Consider the following 19,451-nt stretch of genomic DNA (forward strand, 5'->3'; position numbering starts at 1 on the left):
TTTGTGTGGTTGTTTTTGTAAAATTTTAATTATTGCTTGTTTTGTTTGAAATTATCACAATATTTTATTTTTTGTTTTGAAATTTTGATACTTTATTTACATTTGTGTCAGGTTTATAATTGGTTAGTTTAAAAGGTCTTCATCCTCCCCGTTTGAAGACCTTTTTATTTTTACAGGATGTAAAATGATATGCTGACATACTGTTGTCACTATTACCTCTGACTTTTGATGAATGGCTGAATTACTCAAGAATATATATAATACACGGTTTTTTGATACGTTGACAGGAGCACTAGAACAAAGCTTGGCCGAGTTCGACAAGATGTTGTTTATGGCATGTGTTTATGATGAATTGTGGGAGGATAGGGAATTAAAACAACGAATGAAACATATTGCATCCGTGCTGGAGTCTTTCCTTCAAAATGACTATGAACATAAAATAAGGGCAGTGTTTAACATTATAGCTGCATTGCGCAGTTCGGGCGTACAGGAAAACAGCCTTGAGTACATGTTTCTCCCGGAGTTTATAGAGATGTATGGGCTCGACCATTTCGAAGTTTCTATGGAAGCCATCGAACTGGTTACTCAGTTTACCAGCTGTGAGTTTGATATCCGACCATATATAAAAAGATACCCTGCAGAAGTAATGGACCGGATGCAACAATGGTCCCTGCACCCGAGTCACCTGGTGCGAAGGTTTGCAAGTGAAGGCTGCAGGCCGAGGCTTCCCTGGGCTATGGCTCTTCCAGATTTAAAGACAGATCCTTCTCCGATACTTCCGATATTGGAAAATCTGAAAACTGACCCGTCTGAATTTGTAAGAAGAAGTGTTGCCAATAACCTGAACGATATCGCTAAAGACCATCCCGATACTGTCATTGCTATCGCCCGTAAGTGGAAAGGATCAAGCCTAGAAACTGACCGACTAATAAAACATGGTTGCCGTAGTTTGTTAAAACAGGCTCATGCTGATACCCTGGATCTATTTGGCTTGTCTGGTACGGTAAAATGCTCAGTACAAAATTTGAAGATAAACCGTCAAACCATCAAAGAGGGTGATCATCTTGAATTTTCGTTTGAATTGCTGCATGCCGAAAGCTCAGCGCTTAAGTTAAGGGTTGAATACGCCATTTACTATATGAAAGCAAACGGTAAACCAGCCAGAAAACTATTCAAAATCACTGAGAATACTTATCAAGGCGAATCTGTTTACCGCTTTATTCGCAGGCAATCTTTTAAAAATATGACCACCAGGAAGCACTATCCCGGTAACCACAAAGTGGCTGTAGTTATTAACGGGAATGAGCTCGCTGAACATAATTTTACACTAGAAAGCTAGAGCTCAATAGAACTGATAAGCTCTTTTAGCTTTTGAGCTGATGAATTTAACAGCTTTTTCTCTTGTTCATTGATGTTGAGAGGCAACACTTCGCGGATGCCGTTATGATCAATCACGCAAGGAACCCCCAGGTAGACGTCTGAAATTCCGTGATAATCTGTTAGCATAGTGGAAACATTTAAAATTGCTGCTTCGTTCCTCAAAATGGCAGTACAAATGCGGTCAAGCGCTAAAGCGATAGCATAATAAGTGGCGCCCTTCGATTTGATGATCTGATAAGCTGCGTTTTTTGTGTTATTAAAGATCTCTTCTTTTTCAGAATCATCAAGCTGAAGTTCTGTGCCGGCGATATTTGCCAGGCTCCAAAGTGCCAGTTCAGAGTCGCCATGCTCTCCGACGATATGTGCATGTACGCTACGAGCATCAATTTGCAGTTTTTCGCCTATTAAGTAGCGCAGGCGGGCGCTGTCAAGCAAAGTGCCTGAGCCAATCACGCGATGTGCGGGCCAGCCAGATTTTTTCCAGGTGAAGTAAGCCATGATATCTACTGGATTTGAAGCGATCAGGAGGATACCGTCCTTGTTATATTTCAGTACTTCGGAAGTAATGCTTTCGTAAATGGATACATTGCGTTTTAGCAGATCTATTCTTGACTCGCCTTCTTTTTGAGCGGCGCCTGCAGTTATAATGATGATATCGGCTTCCCTGCAGTCTTCGTAAGTGCCGGCCCAGACTTTGGTTTTACTTAAGAAGGGCAATCCGTGATTCATATCCAGAGCGTCGCCAATGGCTTTTTCTTTATTGGCATCAATCAGGACCAGTTCATCCATACCGTGCCGGAGGAGCAGGGTGTAAGCAGTGGTAGATCCTACGGCGCCAACGCCGATAACTACAATACGGGTTTTTTTAGAGTTTGGGTGCATAATTTAAGTTAAGATTCAGAGAGAACAGTTTGTTTTGTTTTCTGTTGAAGATCATTTTTGAATTTATGGCCCTCTTTATTGCATAAGCAAGAGATTGCTTAGCTTTTCCTGCAGGTCTTTCGGATTAAATGGTTTTGGCAAATAATCGTTCATGCCAGCTTTTCTTACTTTACTATTAATATCTTCAGATACAGAAGCTGATAAGGCAATGATATGAACAGACGATTTCTCTTTATCGGGCAACTGTCTGATTTGTCGGCTGGCTTCATAACCATCCATTTCAGGCATATGTAAATCCATTAATACCAGGTGAAAATTGTTCGACTTTACCATTTCGAGAACTTCGATCCCATTTTGAGCAATCGCAGCGGGCTGGATGTTCCAGGCCATAAATAGCTTTTTAATCACCATCACATTAATAGGGTTATCCTCAGCCACTAATATTTTAAGCTCACCTAAGCTTGTTCTTTTGTTTAATATTTTATTCCCAATTGCAGGGGCAGGGATAATGTCTCCATCTGTATCGCTGCAGGAAAACTTTATATTAAAAAAGAACTCGGTGCCGGTGCCTCTCTCCGATATCAGATTTATCTGGCTACCCAGCTTTTCCAGTATACCCTTTACAATAGCAAGTCCCAGTCCGGTACCCCCAAATTTCCTGTTGGTACTTTTTGATGCCTGGGTAAATGGTTCAAATATTGCCTTTTGGTGATCTTGAGGTATTCCGATGCCGGTATCTTTTACGGAAACTCTCACATCCATTATGTGGTCTGAATGTTCAATTACCTCCGCCTTGATTTCAACATTCCCCTCGTCAGTAAATTTAATAGCATTATTAGTTAGGTTAATTAGAACCTGTGTTAAACGGGTAGGGTCACCATAGACCATCTTGTTATAAAGTAAAGGGTCAATATCCAGGTTTAATTGGATCCCCTTTTTTTGAGCACTGAGCCGTAGCCCTGCAGAGATATTTTGAAGCAACAGATAGAGATTGAAAGGTATGTCTTCCATTTCGAATTTGCCTGAATTCAATTTATTAAAATCCAGAATGTCATTTATGAGAGTCAGAAGGTTTTCCGCCGAAAACTTTAGGATCCGCATGTTTTCTTCCTGATCCTCGCGGGGAGAATTAAGCAATAACACGTTAGACAGTCCGATTACGCCGTTTAAAGGAGTTCTCAGCTCATGCGACATAGTGGAAAGGAAATCCATTTTAGCGCGGGAAGACCTTTGTGCTTCTTCCATACTTTGCTGCAGGCGCTGATTAAGCAGTTTGAGATTCAGACCAGCTTCTGTAAGCTTTACAATGTTGAGATTGAATGCTTTAAAGAAGTGGTAATGTAGATAGATGATAAGTCCAAAATTATAAGTTACCACAAATAAATAAGCCGGCAGGTTTATTTTTTGTGGACTGACATTCAGTGAAAAGTATTGCTGTCCATCAAACACCGTGTATATAATGACGGGAAGGATATTTACCGTTCCATAAAACACACCCCATTTGAGACCATGTGCATAGAAGGAGTATACAATAATGATAAAAATAAACTGAATGGTGGGCAGGTTGATGCCCTGGACATAAAAAACCAGGTTTGACCAGATCAACAGAGTTAGCAGTGCGATAGCTGTATGTGATACGCCGCGCCATACATTCCATTTTAATACCACAAAAATGAGACCCAATCCCACTGTAAAGACGACGAGGGACCTCAGAAATTGCAGTCGAGGTCCATAGAAAAAATAAATAGGAATTGTGAAAGCGCAAAAAACCAGATTAACTGCAAGTCCAAGAACTAACATTTTAACCCTTGCCTGGTTAATGGGATCACTCTCCAGGCGCTCAATTTTCTCAAGGATCTTGTTGTAGACCCTTTTCAGTAGATTGCTCAAACACACTAAGCAAATATACGGTTTGCGCAAAATATTTTATCCACAGCTTTGTTTTATGTTGCTGATTATCTAAGCTTTCTTATCGCTTTGCGAGATCCCAAAACACTTCTTAAAAGCCGTTGTCAGGTGAGCCTGGTATTTAGAGCAAAATTGTTATTCTTCTTATCCTGGTGCAGCTTTATGGCCGCAAGAAGCTCAAAGCCGAACTTGAAGAGGTTGAAGGACCACTTTTTAAGGAAGCGGCTTTTGAGGGTTTCAGGAATAGAATATCCGGGTTGTTCGGCATCGATAACTATATCTTTGGACTACACCTGCGATCTCTACCAAAAGCAGTTACGCCCTATATCGTTGAAGAGCGGCAGTTAAATGTTGCTCAGATGGATGTTTTTTCCAGGCTGATGATGGATAGGGTAATATTTCTCGGTTCGGCTGTGGATGATGTAACCGCCAATATTATACAGGCCCAGCTTCTATTCTTGCAATCTATTGATGCCAGACGTGACATCCAATTGTATGTAAACTCTCCTGGTGGATCAGTGTACGCAGGTTTGGGCATCTATGATACGATGCAATATATAAGTCCGGACGTTGCTACCATTTGTACCGGTATGGCACTGTCTTTCGGGGCAGTGCTATTATGTGCAGGTGCAGCAGGAAAAAGAGTCGCTTTGCCACATTCCAGAATCATGTTGCATCAGCCACATGGCGGGGCACAAGGCCAGGCTTCAGATATGGAGATTGCTATTAAGGAATATCTTAAGCTTAAACAGGAATTATATGAAATCATTGCCAGGCATAGTGGTCAGGATTACCAGAGGGTACATGACGTATCCGACAGAGATTACTGGATGATTGCATCGGAGGCTAAGGAGTTCGGGATCATTGATGAGGTATTAGGGATTGGGGCCTAAGTTAAGTTTGTTTAAATCATCCTGACAGTCAACAGGTGACAGGCGTTTATTTATGATGTCAATGCATTTGGTTTCACTGTTATACCAGAACTGGTTATTACCCGGAAATGCTTCATTGTGTCCTTTAGTAATTTCTTCATCCATGGCCTCGTACGAGTAGTATTTCTTAAAGTGTCTGTTCTTTCCGTGTCGTTTGAATAATATAAACATTTATTAGTAACACCATTTAGTTCATTTAGTGCTCTTTATTTTGTAAATAGATTTCAGGCTCAAAAATTGGGATACAAATGTTTTATGTGAACTAGGCTGGCAGGAAGATTGTTAAGAATAAGCAGATCTACATTTAATAAATATTATCTGCTATGAACAACGAAAAATATGCCCTGATCACAGGAGCAACCAGCGGTATAGGATACGAGCTGGCCAAGTTATTTGCAAAGGACCACTATAATTTAATTATTGTGGCCCGCGACGAGAACGAGTTGTCTACAACTGCGTCCAAACTTAAACAGGAATTTAACATCAGCGTAGAGACTATTTCAAAGGACCTTTTTAAAAAAGAAAGTCCGTTCGAGGTATATGACGAAGTAAAATTAAAGGGAATTGAGATAGATGTACTGGTGAATGACGCTGGCCACGGATATTACGGCCAGTTCCTTGATACCGATATTGGTACAGAACTGGACATTATACAATTAAATATTGGGGCATACGTTGTTTTGACCAAATGTTTCCTAAAGGACATGGTCGCCCGTGGCGAAGGCAAAATCCTGAATGTCGGATCGATCGCGGGTGAAGCACCTGGTCCATGGCAATCGGTTTATCACGGAACTAAAGCTTTCGTAAATTCCTGGAGTGCAGCTATACAGCATGAGGTTAAAGACAAAGGAGTAAGTGTGACCTGTTTATTACCCGGAGCTACAGATACCGACTTTTTCAGGAAAGCTGAAATGGAGGAATCTAAGATTGTTCAGGAAAACGATCTGGACGATCCGGCCGGTGTGGCTAGAGACGGATATGAGGGCTTAATGGCTGGAAAGCCAAAAGTGATCTCAGGCTTAAAAAATAAAATGCAGGTTGGAATGGGAAATATTCTGCCGGATAGTGTTGCAGCAGCACAGATGTCGAAACAGCAGGAACCGGTCAGGAAATAAAATAAAAAAGATCCCTTTGGGGATCTTTTTTATTGTTGCTTAAGTACAAGTTGTTTCGTCTGGCTGCTTTTTTCCACCCTCACTACCACCTCCTTATCCCTGAGATCGAGCGTATCCGCTATACGCAGTATTTGGGCCTCAATTTTACTGAATACCGAGTCAAAAGGTTTTTTATCATCGGGCACTTGAATCACAATGACGCCGTCCTGGAAATCAACGTCGTAATCGGCAAAAGTTAAGACTATTTCATTATAATACTGATAAACGATATCCATGGAAGGTTTTTTGTCCCGCAAATATAAGCGATCCCTTATTTAATAGCTTCGGTGTTTAACTTTTTAATGAGGTCTGCCTCATCCTGGCGATATGGAGAACCGTCTTTTTTAAAGATTCTGTAAGCTTCCATGAGACTAGAAGTTTTATCATCAGTCAGCAATTAGCCAAACTGCAAGGCGCGTCGCTCGTTTCAATTTGCAAGGTCGGGTGATTTATTGAATACTGGTCCATGATTTTTTCAATCTTGTCTCTAAGCTCACGTTGATTTGAGATGTTTTCTTTTTCGACTACAACATGAACTGTACTGATGCTATAAGTCCCATCTAAAGTCCATACATGGACATCATGAACATTTTTTACTCCCTTAATTTCCATTATATCTTTTGTCAGCTGGGCAATATTTACATTTTCCGGAACTGCCTGCAGAAAGATCCTGGAGGTTTGGATAAGGTTTTTTATGGCATTGAATAAGATGAATAGGGCGATGCCGATGGAGAGAAGAGGGTCTATCCAGAACCACTTGGTGAAATAAATGATTATTGATCCGACGAGGACTGCCGCCCAGCCTAATCCGTCTTCTAACATATGAAGCATAAGAGCCTGGCTATTTTGACTGTGACTATGACTGTGATGTGAATGATTATGCACATGAACATGCTGACTGTGATCAGTATTTCCATGGTTCTTTATTTTTAGAAAAGCCAAACCATTCACAACAATACCAAGCACTGCTAACCATAACATACCAAGGCTGTTTACTTCATGCGGATTTGAGAGTGCAGAAACGGCTTTGATTAGCATGATCACCGAGCCACCAATCAAAAGAACAGAAAGGACAAAAGCGGATAAAAGGGAGAATCGCTTGTATCCGTAAGAATAGTTTTTTGTTCTCTTTTTTACAGAGAGTTTTTCTAATAAAACACCGGAGCCAATCGCAACAGTATCTCCCAGGTCGTGTATCGCATCAGTTAGGATCGCGGTGGAATTAGTATATAGTCCTCCAGCGATTTCGATAAGAGAGAAAACTGCATTTAGCCAGAAAGCGGTAGTAAGTCCGGATTGTATACTTGAATGATTGTGAGGCATGCTGAAACATTATATAACAAAAATACTGCAATTACAATGCAATACTATTCCAATGTTCACAACATTTAATGTTTTTTAATTGATGACACTTAAAGAAGTAGAAGATTTTTTAAACTATCAGCGTCATGTAAAATAGCTGAATGTAAATTGCTTTAAAGGAGATTGTTCCATAATGCAGCCAAAGTATCGTGATTAAAAGTCGGACATCTCGTTCATGTCCTGATGAGTCAATGACTAACATTTGAAACAATCTCCCTTGGTACGTTCTTAGTTTAGCGCAAACTTCTCCCAACCGCCAATAGTGGTTCTGTTACATTTCATCACAGATTCTCCATTTTCTGAAGAAATGTATTTACCATTATTCCCTCTAAGTGAGATTTTTCCATCTGCGCTTACTATCCATTCAAATTTCTCCCAATCACTGATGCTGGTTCTGTTACAGGTTATACCTGAAGTTGCCCCATTTTCAGAAGATACATATTTGTTCATGCTTTTTAATGCAATTTTTCCTCCGCCAGCGTCAACAACTGTAAACGTTTCCCAGGTTGACGCATATGGACGATTACACCACATTGGCTCTTCCCCATTTTCTCCCGACACAAACTGGTTGTTGTAACCTCTCAATTTAATGTTTTGTCCAATTGGAGCGGTACCGGCCGATATCTGCAAACTGCCGAGTGTGAGCCATCCGTTGATTAGATCACCACTAACGGCAAGTGATATACCTGGTTTATTTGCGTTTGTTTTATCAATGATTGCTACCGCCCAGGTATAAGCACCGGCTGGCAGGTCGACCGCTGTAGTGGTGAAATTATAAGTCACCGGGTTATCCTTAAGCCATTTCGACGGATCGCTGTTATTATCTATAAATAACTTTTTAACTGCACCCGAAGCATCTACAATAGCAAAAGCGACTCTGTATTTATAATTCCATTGAGGAATGTTGTTAGGGCAATATCCCCAGCCCATATTTCTCCAGCGGTGACTCAGGCTAGCTGTTGCCCCGGTCGTAATAAGATTTGGCAAAGACACTTCGTCAGGATATAAACGGTATCCACCTTCAGTAATAAAACGTTGCACCAGAGGAAAGCTGGTGCCAAACCATGAGGCGGTCTCTGATCCGGCACGAAAGTCCATCATATTTACGTGTGCTTCAGCCGATCTGTTAAACTCACCTAGTCTTACATCTTCCGGATGCCCCTGTCTGTATTGAGCACCTGAGTCATTCCAGTATCTATGTGAGCTGACAATCCAACCGCCCTCCATAATAATTGGACGTTTGTAATTCCATGCAGCGGCAAAGGTTTTTTCCCAGCTCTGATAATAATCGGTCATTCCAAAAGCGTCATGTCTAAGGCTATATCCTTTGTTAATAGCTTTAACAAGAAGTCTGTCACTGTTTGGATTTACCGCTCCCCAGCTTGTAGGGTGGCCAATTAGTCTGTGATAATTTATTACCAATGGCACTTTCGTAAAAGTTCTGGTATAAAGACCCATGATCCAGTCTAGAACCTCTTCTTTAGCTGTCTCTGTTTGGGCAGATGTTAAAGTACCGGGGTCTGCATAAACTACATTATGCGCTTCTCCCCATTTACCCAATCCATAAGCGTCGATAAAAGATGTGATGGCAGGATCATTGAAATCTTCAGCCAGCTCTTCAATAAACGTAGTATAATATTGTCTGAAAACAGGATCCTGAGGGAAAGGGGTTTTTTGAGCCGGAACCGCGGGGTTTGACAACCAATAGTCAGCTCCCGCGTCGAACACAAACTGGGGGGTGTTTTCGCCCTGATCGCGTCCATCTACTACGATACGGAAGGCGATTGGTAAGCCCCTGGTTTTTGCTCCGTTGATTAATTTACCCATCTGCGAGTTCAAGTCTCTCCATGTATAAACACCTGGACTCGGATTCAAGGATCTCCAACTTGTGCGGATATAGCAGGCGGAAGCATAATCGATTGCCTTAACGTTCTTACCTAATTCCGGAACGTAATATTCGGAATCCCAATAGGTGTCAGTAGCGGTCCGGTTCCCATACATCACCCAGCCGTTCAAAGGATTGCGTAATATAGCAGTACTGTTGTATGTGGGTCTTATAACTACAGTACTACTGACGCTGGCCGTTGTTTTTTTGCTCGCATCATTACTTACCTGGGTTGGAATGGTGTCTTCAAGCTTTTTAGAGCAAGAAATCGAATAAAGGCATACAAATGCCATCAAACCGAGCTTGCCTGCCGCCTTACAATTTAGTTTTCTCATGGTTTAAACAATAAAGTTATTTGGTTTAAAAAATTCTGGTGTGTCAAACATTTCTGCATCCTCCTTATGTGATACAGCAACATTATCCAGATTATATAATTGGTACTTGTTTCGGGTATTAAAATGAATTAACAACCATCATAGAATCCAAAAAAGATTCAGGGAAAAATCGTTACTTCAGGTTAAACTGGTTTGTTAATTAAATTGGTTGCAAAGAACATGTCCTTTGGTTACAGCAAAACTAATACAAGCTCCAGGTAGGAGGGTTCGTTTTTGTTCAGAAATGGTTCAATTTTGTACAAGTAAGAATGTTTTCTATTAATGTATTGGGTTGCAATAAGTTATTTTAAAAAAAAGATACCAAAGAGAGCGAGGGAAAGCCTCTTCTGGAGTCGGAAGAATATCTTTGCGACATTAAACTTATAACCATTGGATTTTTATTTAAGAACTTTATGAAAGTATTTGTCACTAGAAGGATCACGCATGCAGGGGTTCAATTGATGGAGAAAAAAGGAATAATAGTAACTCAATGGCTTGAAAAACGCGAGTTGGAGGAGGATGAGCTGATAGCGCATTGCAAACAGCATGATGCACTTGTTATTGCAGGTCCAGCGAAGCTCGGCACTTACTTCCTGAATCAATGCAGGCATTTAAAAGTGATCGCCATTCATGGTGTTGGATACGATCATGTGGATATTGCTGAAGCGACGAGACTGAATATTCCTGTTGGCAATACACCGGGTGTCGTAAATAATTCAACTGCTGACACTGCATTTTTGCTGATGCTGGCTGTTTCAAAAAAAGCTGTGTACAATCATAAGCGGATTTTAAACGGTGAGTGGAACTTTTTTGATCCTGCGGTTAACCTTGGGGTTGAACTTAAAGGTAAAACCTTGGGTGTGTTTGGACTTGGGGGTATCGGTACAGAACTAGCGCGGATGTGTTCAGCTGCTTATGACATGAAGATCATTTATTGCAACAGAAATATTAATAAGAAGGCGGAAGAGGACCTCGCAGCAGTAAAAGTTTCCTTCGATGATCTGCTTGTACAAAGTGATGTGATTTCGGTTCATTCCATATTAAGTGATGAAACAAGGGAAGTATTCAACAGGGAGGCTTTTTTGAAAATGAAGCCAAGCTCCATATTTATTAATACTGCCCGTGGAGGTATCCATAACGAAGCAGATTTGATAGAGGCCTTAGGAAAGAGGACGATCTGGGGGGCGGGTCTGGATGTGACAAACCCTGAGCCTATGCGACCGGATAATCCCCTGCTAAACATGGAGTATGCCACTATCCTTCCTCACATTGGGACATCCACAGAGGAAACGAGGCTGAAGATGGTGACCCGGATAGCGGAGAACGTTATTGCAGCAATGGAAGGGACGCCAATTCCTTATCCGGTTAACCCGGAAATTTATTCAAGGTGAGGAAGATGGTAAAAATTAAAGTGTTCATTGACAAAACTCATCTTTAACTTGTTACCAATTTCGTTGCGGACATATTACTTTATATGTATTATCCAGAAGAAAGCCAATCACAAACTCATGTGTACCTTTGCTTGTATTAGCCAGTTCAGAAACTGTAAAATCATATGAATAGCTTAAGTTTACGAAATTGCTAAAATAAAAGCCTGCCAGAGCCGAGAACGAATCTTTATTACGATAGCCCCCGCCAAGCCAGAATCTGTCGCGGAAAGATAGTTTCATGTTGAAGTCGATGGCGTTAGAAGTAGCTCTTACTTTTCTTAGTATTACTGATGGAACAGCAGCGATGTCTTCGGTGGCAAAAAATTTATAACCCGCAGTCATAAAAAAATGTGGGACCTGTTTAAGTCCCGTCGAGGGAGAATCATTGCCAGAGTTTTGGGGCAACAGCTGCTGCCCGGAAAGCCCGATAAAATATAGCGGGCCATAAAACCATATACCCGCTGCCAGATCGGGCTTTAGTTGCTGTTCTATGTTATCATCCAGTATAGGATCTGATCTTTCATCATTAAATCTCAGTTTGGATCTGTCAATGGCCATACGTGATATTCCCGCCGCAATACCGACCGAGAGGTTTGTCTTGGCCGATATTCCCAAATGATAAGCGTAGGTTGCATTGATATCCATCCAATTAATTGGCCCGGCCTTGTCAAACACCCCAAATAGACCAATGCCATGATGCGGACTAGATGCTTGATAATTGGGTACATAGCTTCGGCTGAGGGGATTGTTTTCCTGCCCGCCAAAGGAAGTAACTGAGGAACTCATATCGCTTTTACCGATAGGTCCATGTATCGAAAAATAACTTGTTACTGGTGCCCCTTCAAGTCCTGTCCATTGATTTCTATAACCAGCTTTTACATCTATATAATTTTCAATGCCTGATATAGCAGGGTTAATCAAATAATTATTGAAGATATATTGAGTGTATTGCGGCTTTTGTTGGGCAAAGGCCGTTAGATTAAGAAGTCCCAGAAATAAAAGAAAATAAATATTTTTCAACGCTATCGGCAGATTTATAATTCTGGTCAGATGCAATTTAAAAAATATTCAGATAGATTGGAAACGAACGAAAATAAATAAAGTGGACTAGTGTGATGTTATTAAATAAAAGTTTATTTTTGTAGTTCTTTATACTGTATTAACTGTTTTAACAAAAAACCGCTTCTCTTGCTCGGGGAGCGGTTTCTTTTGTTATTCCGTATCGTGAGTTAAATTAATAATTTTACTTATCCTGCTGTCCAGCTGCTTAGCGGATACTTCCAGCAAATGAACGTATTCTGATCTCGGGCCTTCCTCAGATTTCATCAGATTAATAAGACCTAATATAGAAGCCAGGGGGCCGCGTATTTCATGCGCCTGTACAAAAGCTATCTCTTTAAGACTTTCATTTTGCTTCTTCATTTTTTCGTAATAGGTCTTTCTCTCGTGTATGTCTATAGCGTGGTATGAGACGCCGATTATTTCCCCATTACCGGTTTTGGTTGGACTTATAGTAATGCCCCACCATTGAGGATCCAGTGATCCGAAGGTTAAGAAGCAGTCAACATTGATCACTTCACCCGCAAAAGCCAGGTTGGAAGTATTAATAAAAGCGTCTGCATAATAGGAGGGAATATAATCGAATATCGAATCACCTACTTTCATCCTTTTGTCCGTTACTACTTCATAAAAGTCTGCCACTCCTTTATTGAAGGCCAGGATTGCAAATTTTCTGCTTACTAGTAAGTGGTGAGTGTTCGAGCTGTCTAATATGGATTTCAACACCACTTTAGTGGTTTCTATTTCAAATTTTTGCCGTTGAATTTCTTCGATTTTTTGATGGAGTTCTGAGAAACGATATTCCAGTTCAACTAAATGACAAACTTGTTTGGCAAGCACAACGAGGCTTTGAAGCTGCTCTCCTGAAAGATCCCTGACTTTGGTATCATAAATGCAAAGGGTGCCTACATTATATCCATCGTGACTTTTTAGGTTTACTGCTGCATATGAACGAAATCCTTCTTTAACAAGCGGTAAAGTATCAATTTTGTCATAGATCAAGAAGTCAGAAATCACAGTGATCGTGTCATTTCTAATAGCATGACCGCATAGAAAATTGTTATGATCCAGAGCATTATTGGTAAATCCTGTGGCAGCCTTAATCAAAATCTTTTCTTGTTCAACAACGGAAATTAATGCGGCACTTGCATTACAGATTCGGGCTGCTAGTATTACAATGTCTTGAAGGTCAGTTGCTTTCTTTTTGTAGTGTTTTTTATACCGTTCGACTGCTGCAAGGCGATGCTCCTCCTCAGTTCCGATTGAATTGTTCATATTATTCTTTAACAGATTTTAACGTTAGAGAAACCCAAAATAGGTGTTTTTTTTATACTTTTAGCGTATTGAACCACAATGGTAAACAGGATTTTAGTAATAGAAGATAATAAGGATATACTTTTGGCTCTTACTGATATTCTGGAATTATTTGGTGGGTATGAGGTAACAGGATTGCAGGACGGAGCAGATATTTGGGATGTAATTACCAATGATCCTCCCAGCTTAATCCTAATGGATATTATGCTGGGAGAAAAGGATGGACGGCAAATTTGTAATGAAGTTAAGTTAAATAAGGAAACGGCCCACATTCCCGTGATCTTGTTTTCTGCAATGGCGAAATTTGTACAACTCGAAAATACAGTGCATGGACCTGACGAGTTTTTTGAAAAGCCGTTTGACATGTACCAGCTCCTTGAGAAACTTAAAAAGTATATGTAGACTTCTCCATAATCTGGCGGCTGTAATATTTTCCTGGTACTTGCATCTAAATGTTAAAAGCAGTCTGACCGAATTAAATAGCCGGAGCCGCATTTTTCGGCTTTCTGCTATCAGGGAGTTTCAGATATCCTGGCGAGATCGTTACAGTTGCCATTTCCGAAAAGGATATATCTATACGTGCTGGTCACCCGTTCGAATTTTACTTTGCCACTGCGTGGTCTGAACTTGTCAGGACACGAGTATTTAATAATATAAGGTGTATGGCTTTCAGCCTGCATCAGGGTTACAGCTCCCTGGCTTTTTAATTCGAAATCGTAAGACGCCTCAAGCGTTTCAAATATATCGTCATTTATTATTGTGGGTGTATCTTTACCTTCTTTAAAATAGCTGATACGTTCAATGCTGAAGCGATAGTAATCACCATTGTCTGCGGTAAAAGCCCCATCAGGTACTACTAATTTCAATATCGGTTTTTGCTCGAATGTACCTGGCTGGAACACATAGTTTCCAGAAATCTTAGTTTCTCTGATCCTATAATTTACCGGGCTGATAAAGATGTTTCCCGTAGCTTCCTCATAGGTAAGGATCAGCTTACCTGAGCGTATCGTTTGATCGTCACAGGCATTGTTGCTAAATGTGATCTCTACTTTTTCACCCTCAGGCACTTGCTGACGATTTATGATGGCACAAGAAAGGAAATTTCCATCTGTCTGAATTTGCGGGACATGACGTGCGATAAACTCAAGCTCGTTTATCGCGGTTTCTACCGACAGGAATGCGGTACCAACATACAGATCAGCTCGCTGGGCTGCTTCTTGCGGAGTTTCTGTCAGATCGTTTTTTTTATTACATGCTAAGCCCAGGGAAATTATTCCGGTTAGTGATATCAGTTTCAACAGCCTCATAATCGTAAGTTTTATAAAATACGGGCTGATTACTAACAATGCTACAAAAACAGTCAACTTTAAGGTCTGGAAATGGATCAAGTGGAAAAGCTGGGGGCGGCTAAGCGCATTAGTGCCAAACTTTCTAAAACGTTCGTCATGCCGATCCTGAATCAAGTTCAGGATTCGGCAACTCTTGGCTATAAAGCACCTGCTTAAGCAAGAGGTCCTGAAACAAGTTCAGGATGACGAAGGAAAGAACATCCCCCAACCTTTCGCTTGATCCCGGAATTGTATGAAAGAATGTTACACTTCTGTTACAGTGAATATTGCTTTTGTCCTGCTTAGTGGACAGAATACATGGTTGAATCTTTTATTTATGATGGTTTTAACTGTTGGCATACATTTGGTATTAAAGCTTACATCATTTAAAAAGTCATTAACATGGAACAATTAAATACTAGAACAGCCCTTGAAAAATCCATTGATTTAGAATTATTAGCTATGTTAAAAGCTGATCTCCTAAACTTTAAAAAGAAAAAAGAGGAGAAGTTAAATAAGAAAGAACAATTAAAAGCCGCATAAACACATATACTTAAATCTACCGAATGAAAATATAAATCCGTCCCATGCCCGCTACATGAGACGGATTTTTCATTTTATCTTTTTCAGACCTTCTATCGATAGGATCTTGATAGTATTTCCCTCTTTTTCAATTAAATGTTCTTCCTTAAAGTCAGTGAGCGTACGACTTACGCTTTCAATGGCTGTACCAACTATCGCTGCCAATCCATCACGTGAAATCTTTATCTTGCACTCCTCCTGCTGGTTCTGACAAAACTTTTCTGCCAAAGAGATCAAAGCATCAGCAACCCGCTTCCGCACGGTATTATAGGCAAGTTTTAGCAATTGTTCTTGTTTCTCTTCCAAATTGCCTGACAGTAATCCGATAAATTTTTTGGCGATTCGGATGTCTTTGAAAAATAACGTATTGAACTCGTTTGCAGGCACCAGATAAAGTTCGGAAGTATCCAATGCTTCTGTGTTATCAGAGTATGATCTGTTGAGAAGAACTGCTTCAAAGCCAAAAAAATCCCCTTCAGAATAAATTCCCGTTACTATCTCGCGGCCATCGGAGTAAATGCGGTATGTCCTTATTTTACCACTTTTAACCAGAAAGATGTTCTGAGGCTGTTCACCCTGAACGTAAACTATTTGTTTTTTCCTGAAAGTGCGAAGTCTGCTATTTTCCGATTGCTCAACCAGTATATTAGCCGCCCGGGCCTCATCCAGTAAGGTTTCCAGTGAGTTTAAACTCAGGGCGCACTGCAACAGTCGCTCGCGCTTTTGCAAACGACTGTTGATAGCGCTTACCAGTTCTGTATCGTCGAATGGTTTAATAAGATAATCGTCAGCACCCATGTCCATTCCTTTTCTAAAATCCGCCCTTCCTGCCTTAGAAGTTAAAAAAATGAAAGGGATGTTGGCTGTGCTTTCATTTCTGTTGAGAATATTTAGAACCTGATAGCCATCCAGGTCAGGCATCATAATATCGCACAGTATGACGTCGGGGCAATGTATTCTGGCCTGCTGTACTCCGTCCCAGCCACTATTAGCAGTATGGACAATGAAACCAGATAATTCGATTATTTCTGCTGTAGCTTCAAGTAAGGCATGATTGTCTTCGATAACTAATATGGCCTTTCTTTTTTGGTTCATCTGAAGTTAGAGATAAAAAGCCAGGAACTTGAAAGGAATTCGAAGATGCTTAAGCATATATTTTAGAAGAAATTTAGTAAGTGTAGTTTTTCTCGACATATCCGTGCGTGTGAAATTATCAGTTATAGGCACCGTTTAATTGTAAAACAGACAAGCTCAAAGAAAAAAATAAATTAGCTATATTGCAATTAAAAGCTGTTTTTCCGTATAAAAAACGTAACAATTGCTATGCCTCAACATGGGGCGGGCGACGATTTGTAAACTTCACACTAAATTTACTCCCTATTCCCCTTACACTTTCAAAATGGACTGTTCCATTTAGTGATTCGGCATATTTTTTAACAATATAAAGTCCTAGGCCCGTTCCAGGTATTCCGGATATATTAGATGCCCGGAAGAAGCGTTTGAATAGATGTTGCTGATCTTTTTCGGAGATACCGATTCCACTGTCGCTAACGGTAATGCTGTATGTTTGAGTATCTATTGCAGTCTCAATAAGAATGGAGCTATGTTCTGGTGAATATTTAATAGCGTTTGAAATCAGATTGGTTAGAATTTGCTGGAGAATAAATTCATCAGAAAAAACTTCTTGGTGTCCATGGTGAATATAATTGAGCACCTGGCCGGTTTTGCAGATTCCTTTAATCTGGCTGCAGATGCTGTCCGTAAAGCTTTGTAGGTTTACAAGCCTTAGGGTGCTTTCAACGGTTTCCTCTTCAAGTTTTTGTACTGATAAAAATTCGTCAATGATAGCATTCAGATTTTTTGCTTCAAGAATTATTTTTCTGATGTTCCGGTTTCGTTCTTCCTGCTGTTCGGTAGTCTTAAATTTCCCAATAAGGAATGCAGAGGCAACGATCACACTTAGTGGGGTTTTAAATTCATGCGAGGCCATGGCGAGAAAATTTGATTTCATCTCATTGAGTTCTCTTTCTTTTTCCAGTGCTTTGAATATTTCGTTTTCCGCTTTTTTACGGTAAGTATCGTCTCTGGTGATGATTGTAAAACCCGACAAACGGCCTTTGCCATCGTAGAGCGCGGTTATCACAGTGTTTGCCCAAAATCTCGAATGGTCTTTTCTCACTCTCCAACCTTCACTTTTGCATTTACCTAACTTTGCTGCTGTACGCAGATGTAGTTGAGGAATATTGTTCACTACATCTTCGGCGGGATAAAAAACAGAAATATTTTTTCCAAGTATTTCTTCCTCGCGGTATCCTTTGATCTGTTGTAAACCGCGATTCCAGTTCAATACCGAACCATTAGTATCAAGTAATGAAATAGAATATTCTGATATATTGTTGATCAGCGCTTTATATCGTTCTTCACTTTCAAAGAGACTGTCTTCGGCAATTTTCTTCTTTCTAAAATAATAACCAACTGCAAATACACTGGTTAGGATCAAGATGATGATACTAGTGACGAGTCCTCTGAAGATTTTGCCCGATTGGGCGATACTGGCCGAGTTATCCCGTTCTTTTATCCTCAATAAGTTTGTTTCGCTGGTTTGCAGGTCCAGGATTTGACGGTTGATATTCTCCTGAATGTTTTTTCTGAGCTTAATATTGAGCAATTTGGTGGCGGAAACATCATAGAGAGGTGTACTGCTGAGGAAAATTTGGTCGGATAGCTTTATAAGTTTGTGAATATAAAAATCAAGGGAGTCAATGTTGGAGTGCTGCACCTCGTGCATCTTGCATAGTACTTTAAGCGACTGTAGTTCGGGATAGATCTGGGATTTGGTCCGTTTATATAAGCTGATGTAACTGGTATCTCTTGTCAGGGTAAAAGCACCGCTGCTTATTTGAACGTCTTTGATGAGAGAGGCCATCTTATTGCTTTTTTCAAGCATGGTTTGTGTGTGGTTGATCCACCGGGAGGTATCTTTCACTACATTATCGTTCCTGTAAGATATATAAGATAGCATTATCAGGCTTCCTGTGATCAGGATAAAAAAAGCAGTTAACGATTTCTGAAAAGGTAAACCAGCTATTTTGAATTTTGGAAGTTGAGAAGAATGAGGTAAAGGTTTATTCATAAAGTCTGGTTATAACTGTCGTCTCATCACTTACAGGGGTGTTGTTTTGAAGATCAAAATTGACCATGCAATCATAAGCAATTAAAGCTGTGTTTAATAATGCACTTTCGTTTTTATAGTTATAGAAATGATTAATAAAAATATAAATATGTGGCTGTGCTTTTAGTTCACAGTTTTTGCCCGATACTTTACAATTCGTAGGTTCTCTCCAAACCGTGACATATGTCACTTTTTTGTTTTTCAATACAGCTAGCTTTACATCAGAGGAAATTAAGATAAACATTTATGGAAAATTACATTGACAACAAAAGAAACACTCAAAAGCACCACGGGCAAGTGATGGAAAAAGCAGTACGAAGAAGTAATATTAGTTTGGCTGAGGTTGCAAGAAAAGCAGGGATAAGCAGAAGAACCCTTTATAACTGGTTCCTTCAGGAGAAGTTGCCTAATGTAATTATTTCAAAGGTTGAGTTTGTTTTAAATGCGGATTTTTCAACTGAGATTCCTGATTATATTCCGGTAAGGCCAGCTGAGCACTCTTTCGGGGCGGGCGCCTACACACCTTTAGATGAGCTGCGAACAAAGTATATTGATCTTCTTGAGAAATATAACGCCTTAATTAGAGAATTTAGTGCTTCAGACCGGGAGTTAACCAAAAACCTACCGCTGATCCGCATGAATGAATCAGGAAGTATGGGTAAATTTTACTAATAATTTCCCTGACATCA

19 protein-coding genes are annotated in these 19,451 nt (G+C 40.2%); 8 read left to right on the forward strand and 11 right to left on the reverse strand.

Going from position 1 to position 19,451, the window contains the following annotated elements:
• Positions 1–232 precede the first annotated feature (232 nt).
• Entirely contained in the window at positions 233–1,339 is a 1,107-nt protein-coding gene (locus J3P37_RS18255) for a DNA alkylation repair protein (protein WP_256012795.1), read from the forward strand.
• Here J3P37_RS18255 and J3P37_RS18260 read toward each other — a convergent pair.
• Both J3P37_RS18260 and J3P37_RS18265 read right to left on the reverse strand, forming a co-directional pair.
• On the reverse strand, positions 1,336–2,262 hold the full coding sequence (locus tag J3P37_RS18260; protein ID WP_256012796.1) for an L-lactate dehydrogenase: 927 nt from the start codon (positions 2,260–2,262) through the stop codon (positions 1,336–1,338). The two genes, J3P37_RS18255 and J3P37_RS18260, sit on opposite strands and share 4 nt — an antisense overlap.
• 75 nt (positions 2,263–2,337) lie before the next feature.
• Positions 2,338–4,152, reverse strand: coding sequence for an ATP-binding protein (locus J3P37_RS18265; protein ID WP_256012797.1), 1,815 nt, complete (start codon positions 4,150–4,152; stop codon positions 2,338–2,340).
• A 275-nt stretch (positions 4,153–4,427) separates the two neighbouring features.
• Between J3P37_RS18265 and J3P37_RS18270 the strand changes: the two genes are divergently transcribed.
• Positions 4,428–5,063 carry an ATP-dependent Clp protease proteolytic subunit gene (locus J3P37_RS18270; RefSeq protein WP_305121191.1) on the forward strand — a complete coding sequence of 212 codons (636 nt, stop codon included), beginning with the start codon at positions 4,428–4,430 and terminating at the stop codon, positions 5,061–5,063.
• Here J3P37_RS18270 and J3P37_RS18275 read toward each other — a convergent pair.
• Positions 5,046–5,273: a hypothetical protein gene (locus tag J3P37_RS18275; protein ID WP_256012798.1), complete on the reverse strand. Its 228-nt coding sequence runs from the start codon at positions 5,271–5,273 to the stop codon at positions 5,046–5,048. The two genes, J3P37_RS18270 and J3P37_RS18275, sit on opposite strands and share 18 nt — an antisense overlap.
• Positions 5,274–5,425: 152 nt before the next feature.
• Here J3P37_RS18275 and J3P37_RS18280 point away from each other — a divergent pair, with 152 nt between their 5' ends.
• Positions 5,426–6,217, forward strand: coding sequence for an SDR family NAD(P)-dependent oxidoreductase (locus J3P37_RS18280; RefSeq protein ID WP_256012799.1), 792 nt, complete (start codon positions 5,426–5,428; stop codon positions 6,215–6,217).
• 29 nt (positions 6,218–6,246) lie between these two features.
• On the opposite strand, the gene J3P37_RS18285 is transcribed toward J3P37_RS18280, so the two are convergent.
• The 3 genes from J3P37_RS18285 to J3P37_RS18295 form a co-directional block, all read right to left on the reverse strand.
• Entirely contained in the window at positions 6,247–6,492 is a 246-nt protein-coding gene (locus J3P37_RS18285) for a hypothetical protein (protein ID WP_256012800.1), read from the reverse strand.
• Positions 6,493–6,646: 154 nt separating this feature from the next.
• Positions 6,647–7,579, reverse strand: coding sequence for a cation diffusion facilitator family transporter (locus tag J3P37_RS18290; RefSeq protein ID WP_256012801.1), 933 nt, complete (start codon positions 7,577–7,579; stop codon positions 6,647–6,649).
• 267 nt (positions 7,580–7,846) lie between these two features.
• On the reverse strand, positions 7,847–9,838 hold the full coding sequence (locus J3P37_RS18295; RefSeq protein WP_256012802.1) for a DUF4832 domain-containing protein: 1,992 nt from the start codon (positions 9,836–9,838) through the stop codon (positions 7,847–7,849).
• A 452-nt stretch (positions 9,839–10,290) separates the two neighbouring features.
• On the opposite strand from J3P37_RS18295, the gene J3P37_RS18300 reads away from it, so the two are divergent.
• Complete coding sequence (locus J3P37_RS18300; protein WP_256012803.1) at positions 10,291–11,268, forward strand: 2-hydroxyacid dehydrogenase; 978 nt, start codon at positions 10,291–10,293, stop codon at positions 11,266–11,268.
• A 51-nt stretch (positions 11,269–11,319) separates the two neighbouring features.
• On the opposite strand, the gene J3P37_RS18305 is transcribed toward J3P37_RS18300, so the two are convergent.
• Both J3P37_RS18305 and J3P37_RS18310 read right to left on the reverse strand, forming a co-directional pair.
• Positions 11,320–12,327 (reverse strand): PorP/SprF family type IX secretion system membrane protein, encoded by a 1,008-nt coding sequence (locus tag J3P37_RS18305; protein ID WP_256012804.1) that lies wholly within the window; start codon positions 12,325–12,327, stop codon positions 11,320–11,322.
• A 192-nt stretch (positions 12,328–12,519) separates the two neighbouring features.
• Positions 12,520–13,641 carry a GAF domain-containing protein gene (locus J3P37_RS18310; protein WP_256012805.1) on the reverse strand — a complete coding sequence of 374 codons (1,122 nt, stop codon included), beginning with the start codon at positions 13,639–13,641 and terminating at the stop codon, positions 12,520–12,522.
• Positions 13,642–13,719: 78 nt separating this feature from the next.
• Here J3P37_RS18310 and J3P37_RS18315 point away from each other — a divergent pair, with 78 nt between their 5' ends.
• Positions 13,720–14,082, forward strand: a complete 363-nt coding sequence (locus J3P37_RS18315) for a response regulator (RefSeq protein WP_256012806.1) — start codon at positions 13,720–13,722, stop codon at positions 14,080–14,082.
• 110 nt (positions 14,083–14,192) lie between these two features.
• Here J3P37_RS18315 and J3P37_RS18320 read toward each other — a convergent pair whose 3' ends face one another.
• Entirely contained in the window at positions 14,193–14,987 is a 795-nt protein-coding gene (locus tag J3P37_RS18320; protein WP_256012807.1) for a hypothetical protein, read from the reverse strand.
• A 72-nt stretch (positions 14,988–15,059) separates the two neighbouring features.
• Here J3P37_RS18320 and J3P37_RS18325 point away from each other — a divergent pair, with 72 nt between their 5' ends.
• Both J3P37_RS18325 and J3P37_RS18330 read left to right on the forward strand, forming a co-directional pair.
• Complete coding sequence (locus J3P37_RS18325; protein WP_256012808.1) at positions 15,060–15,185, forward strand: hypothetical protein; 126 nt, start codon at positions 15,060–15,062, stop codon at positions 15,183–15,185.
• A gap of 225 nt (positions 15,186–15,410) precedes the next feature.
• Positions 15,411–15,551: a hypothetical protein gene (locus tag J3P37_RS18330; RefSeq protein WP_256012809.1), complete on the forward strand. Its 141-nt coding sequence runs from the start codon at positions 15,411–15,413 to the stop codon at positions 15,549–15,551.
• Positions 15,552–15,620: 69 nt separating this feature from the next.
• Here J3P37_RS18330 and J3P37_RS18335 read toward each other — a convergent pair whose 3' ends face one another.
• A complete protein-coding gene (locus J3P37_RS18335; protein WP_256012810.1) occupies positions 15,621–16,685 on the reverse strand; it encodes a response regulator in 1,065 nt (354 codons plus the stop codon).
• Positions 16,686–16,911: 226 nt separating this feature from the next.
• The gene (locus J3P37_RS18340) at positions 16,912–18,723 is read right to left on the reverse strand and encodes an ATP-binding protein (RefSeq protein WP_256012811.1); all 1,812 of its coding nucleotides are present in this window, start codon (positions 18,721–18,723) and stop codon (positions 16,912–16,914) included.
• 285 nt (positions 18,724–19,008) lie between these two features.
• On the opposite strand from J3P37_RS18340, the gene J3P37_RS18345 reads away from it, so the two are divergent.
• Positions 19,009–19,434 carry a helix-turn-helix domain-containing protein gene (locus tag J3P37_RS18345; RefSeq protein ID WP_256012812.1) on the forward strand — a complete coding sequence of 142 codons (426 nt, stop codon included), beginning with the start codon at positions 19,009–19,011 and terminating at the stop codon, positions 19,432–19,434.
• Positions 19,435–19,451: the final 17 nt, after the last annotated feature.

Origin of the sequence: Desertivirga xinjiangensis, from assembly GCF_024436435.1 — a bacterium.
GTDB lineage: Bacteria > Bacteroidota > Bacteroidia > Sphingobacteriales > Sphingobacteriaceae > Desertivirga > Desertivirga xinjiangensis.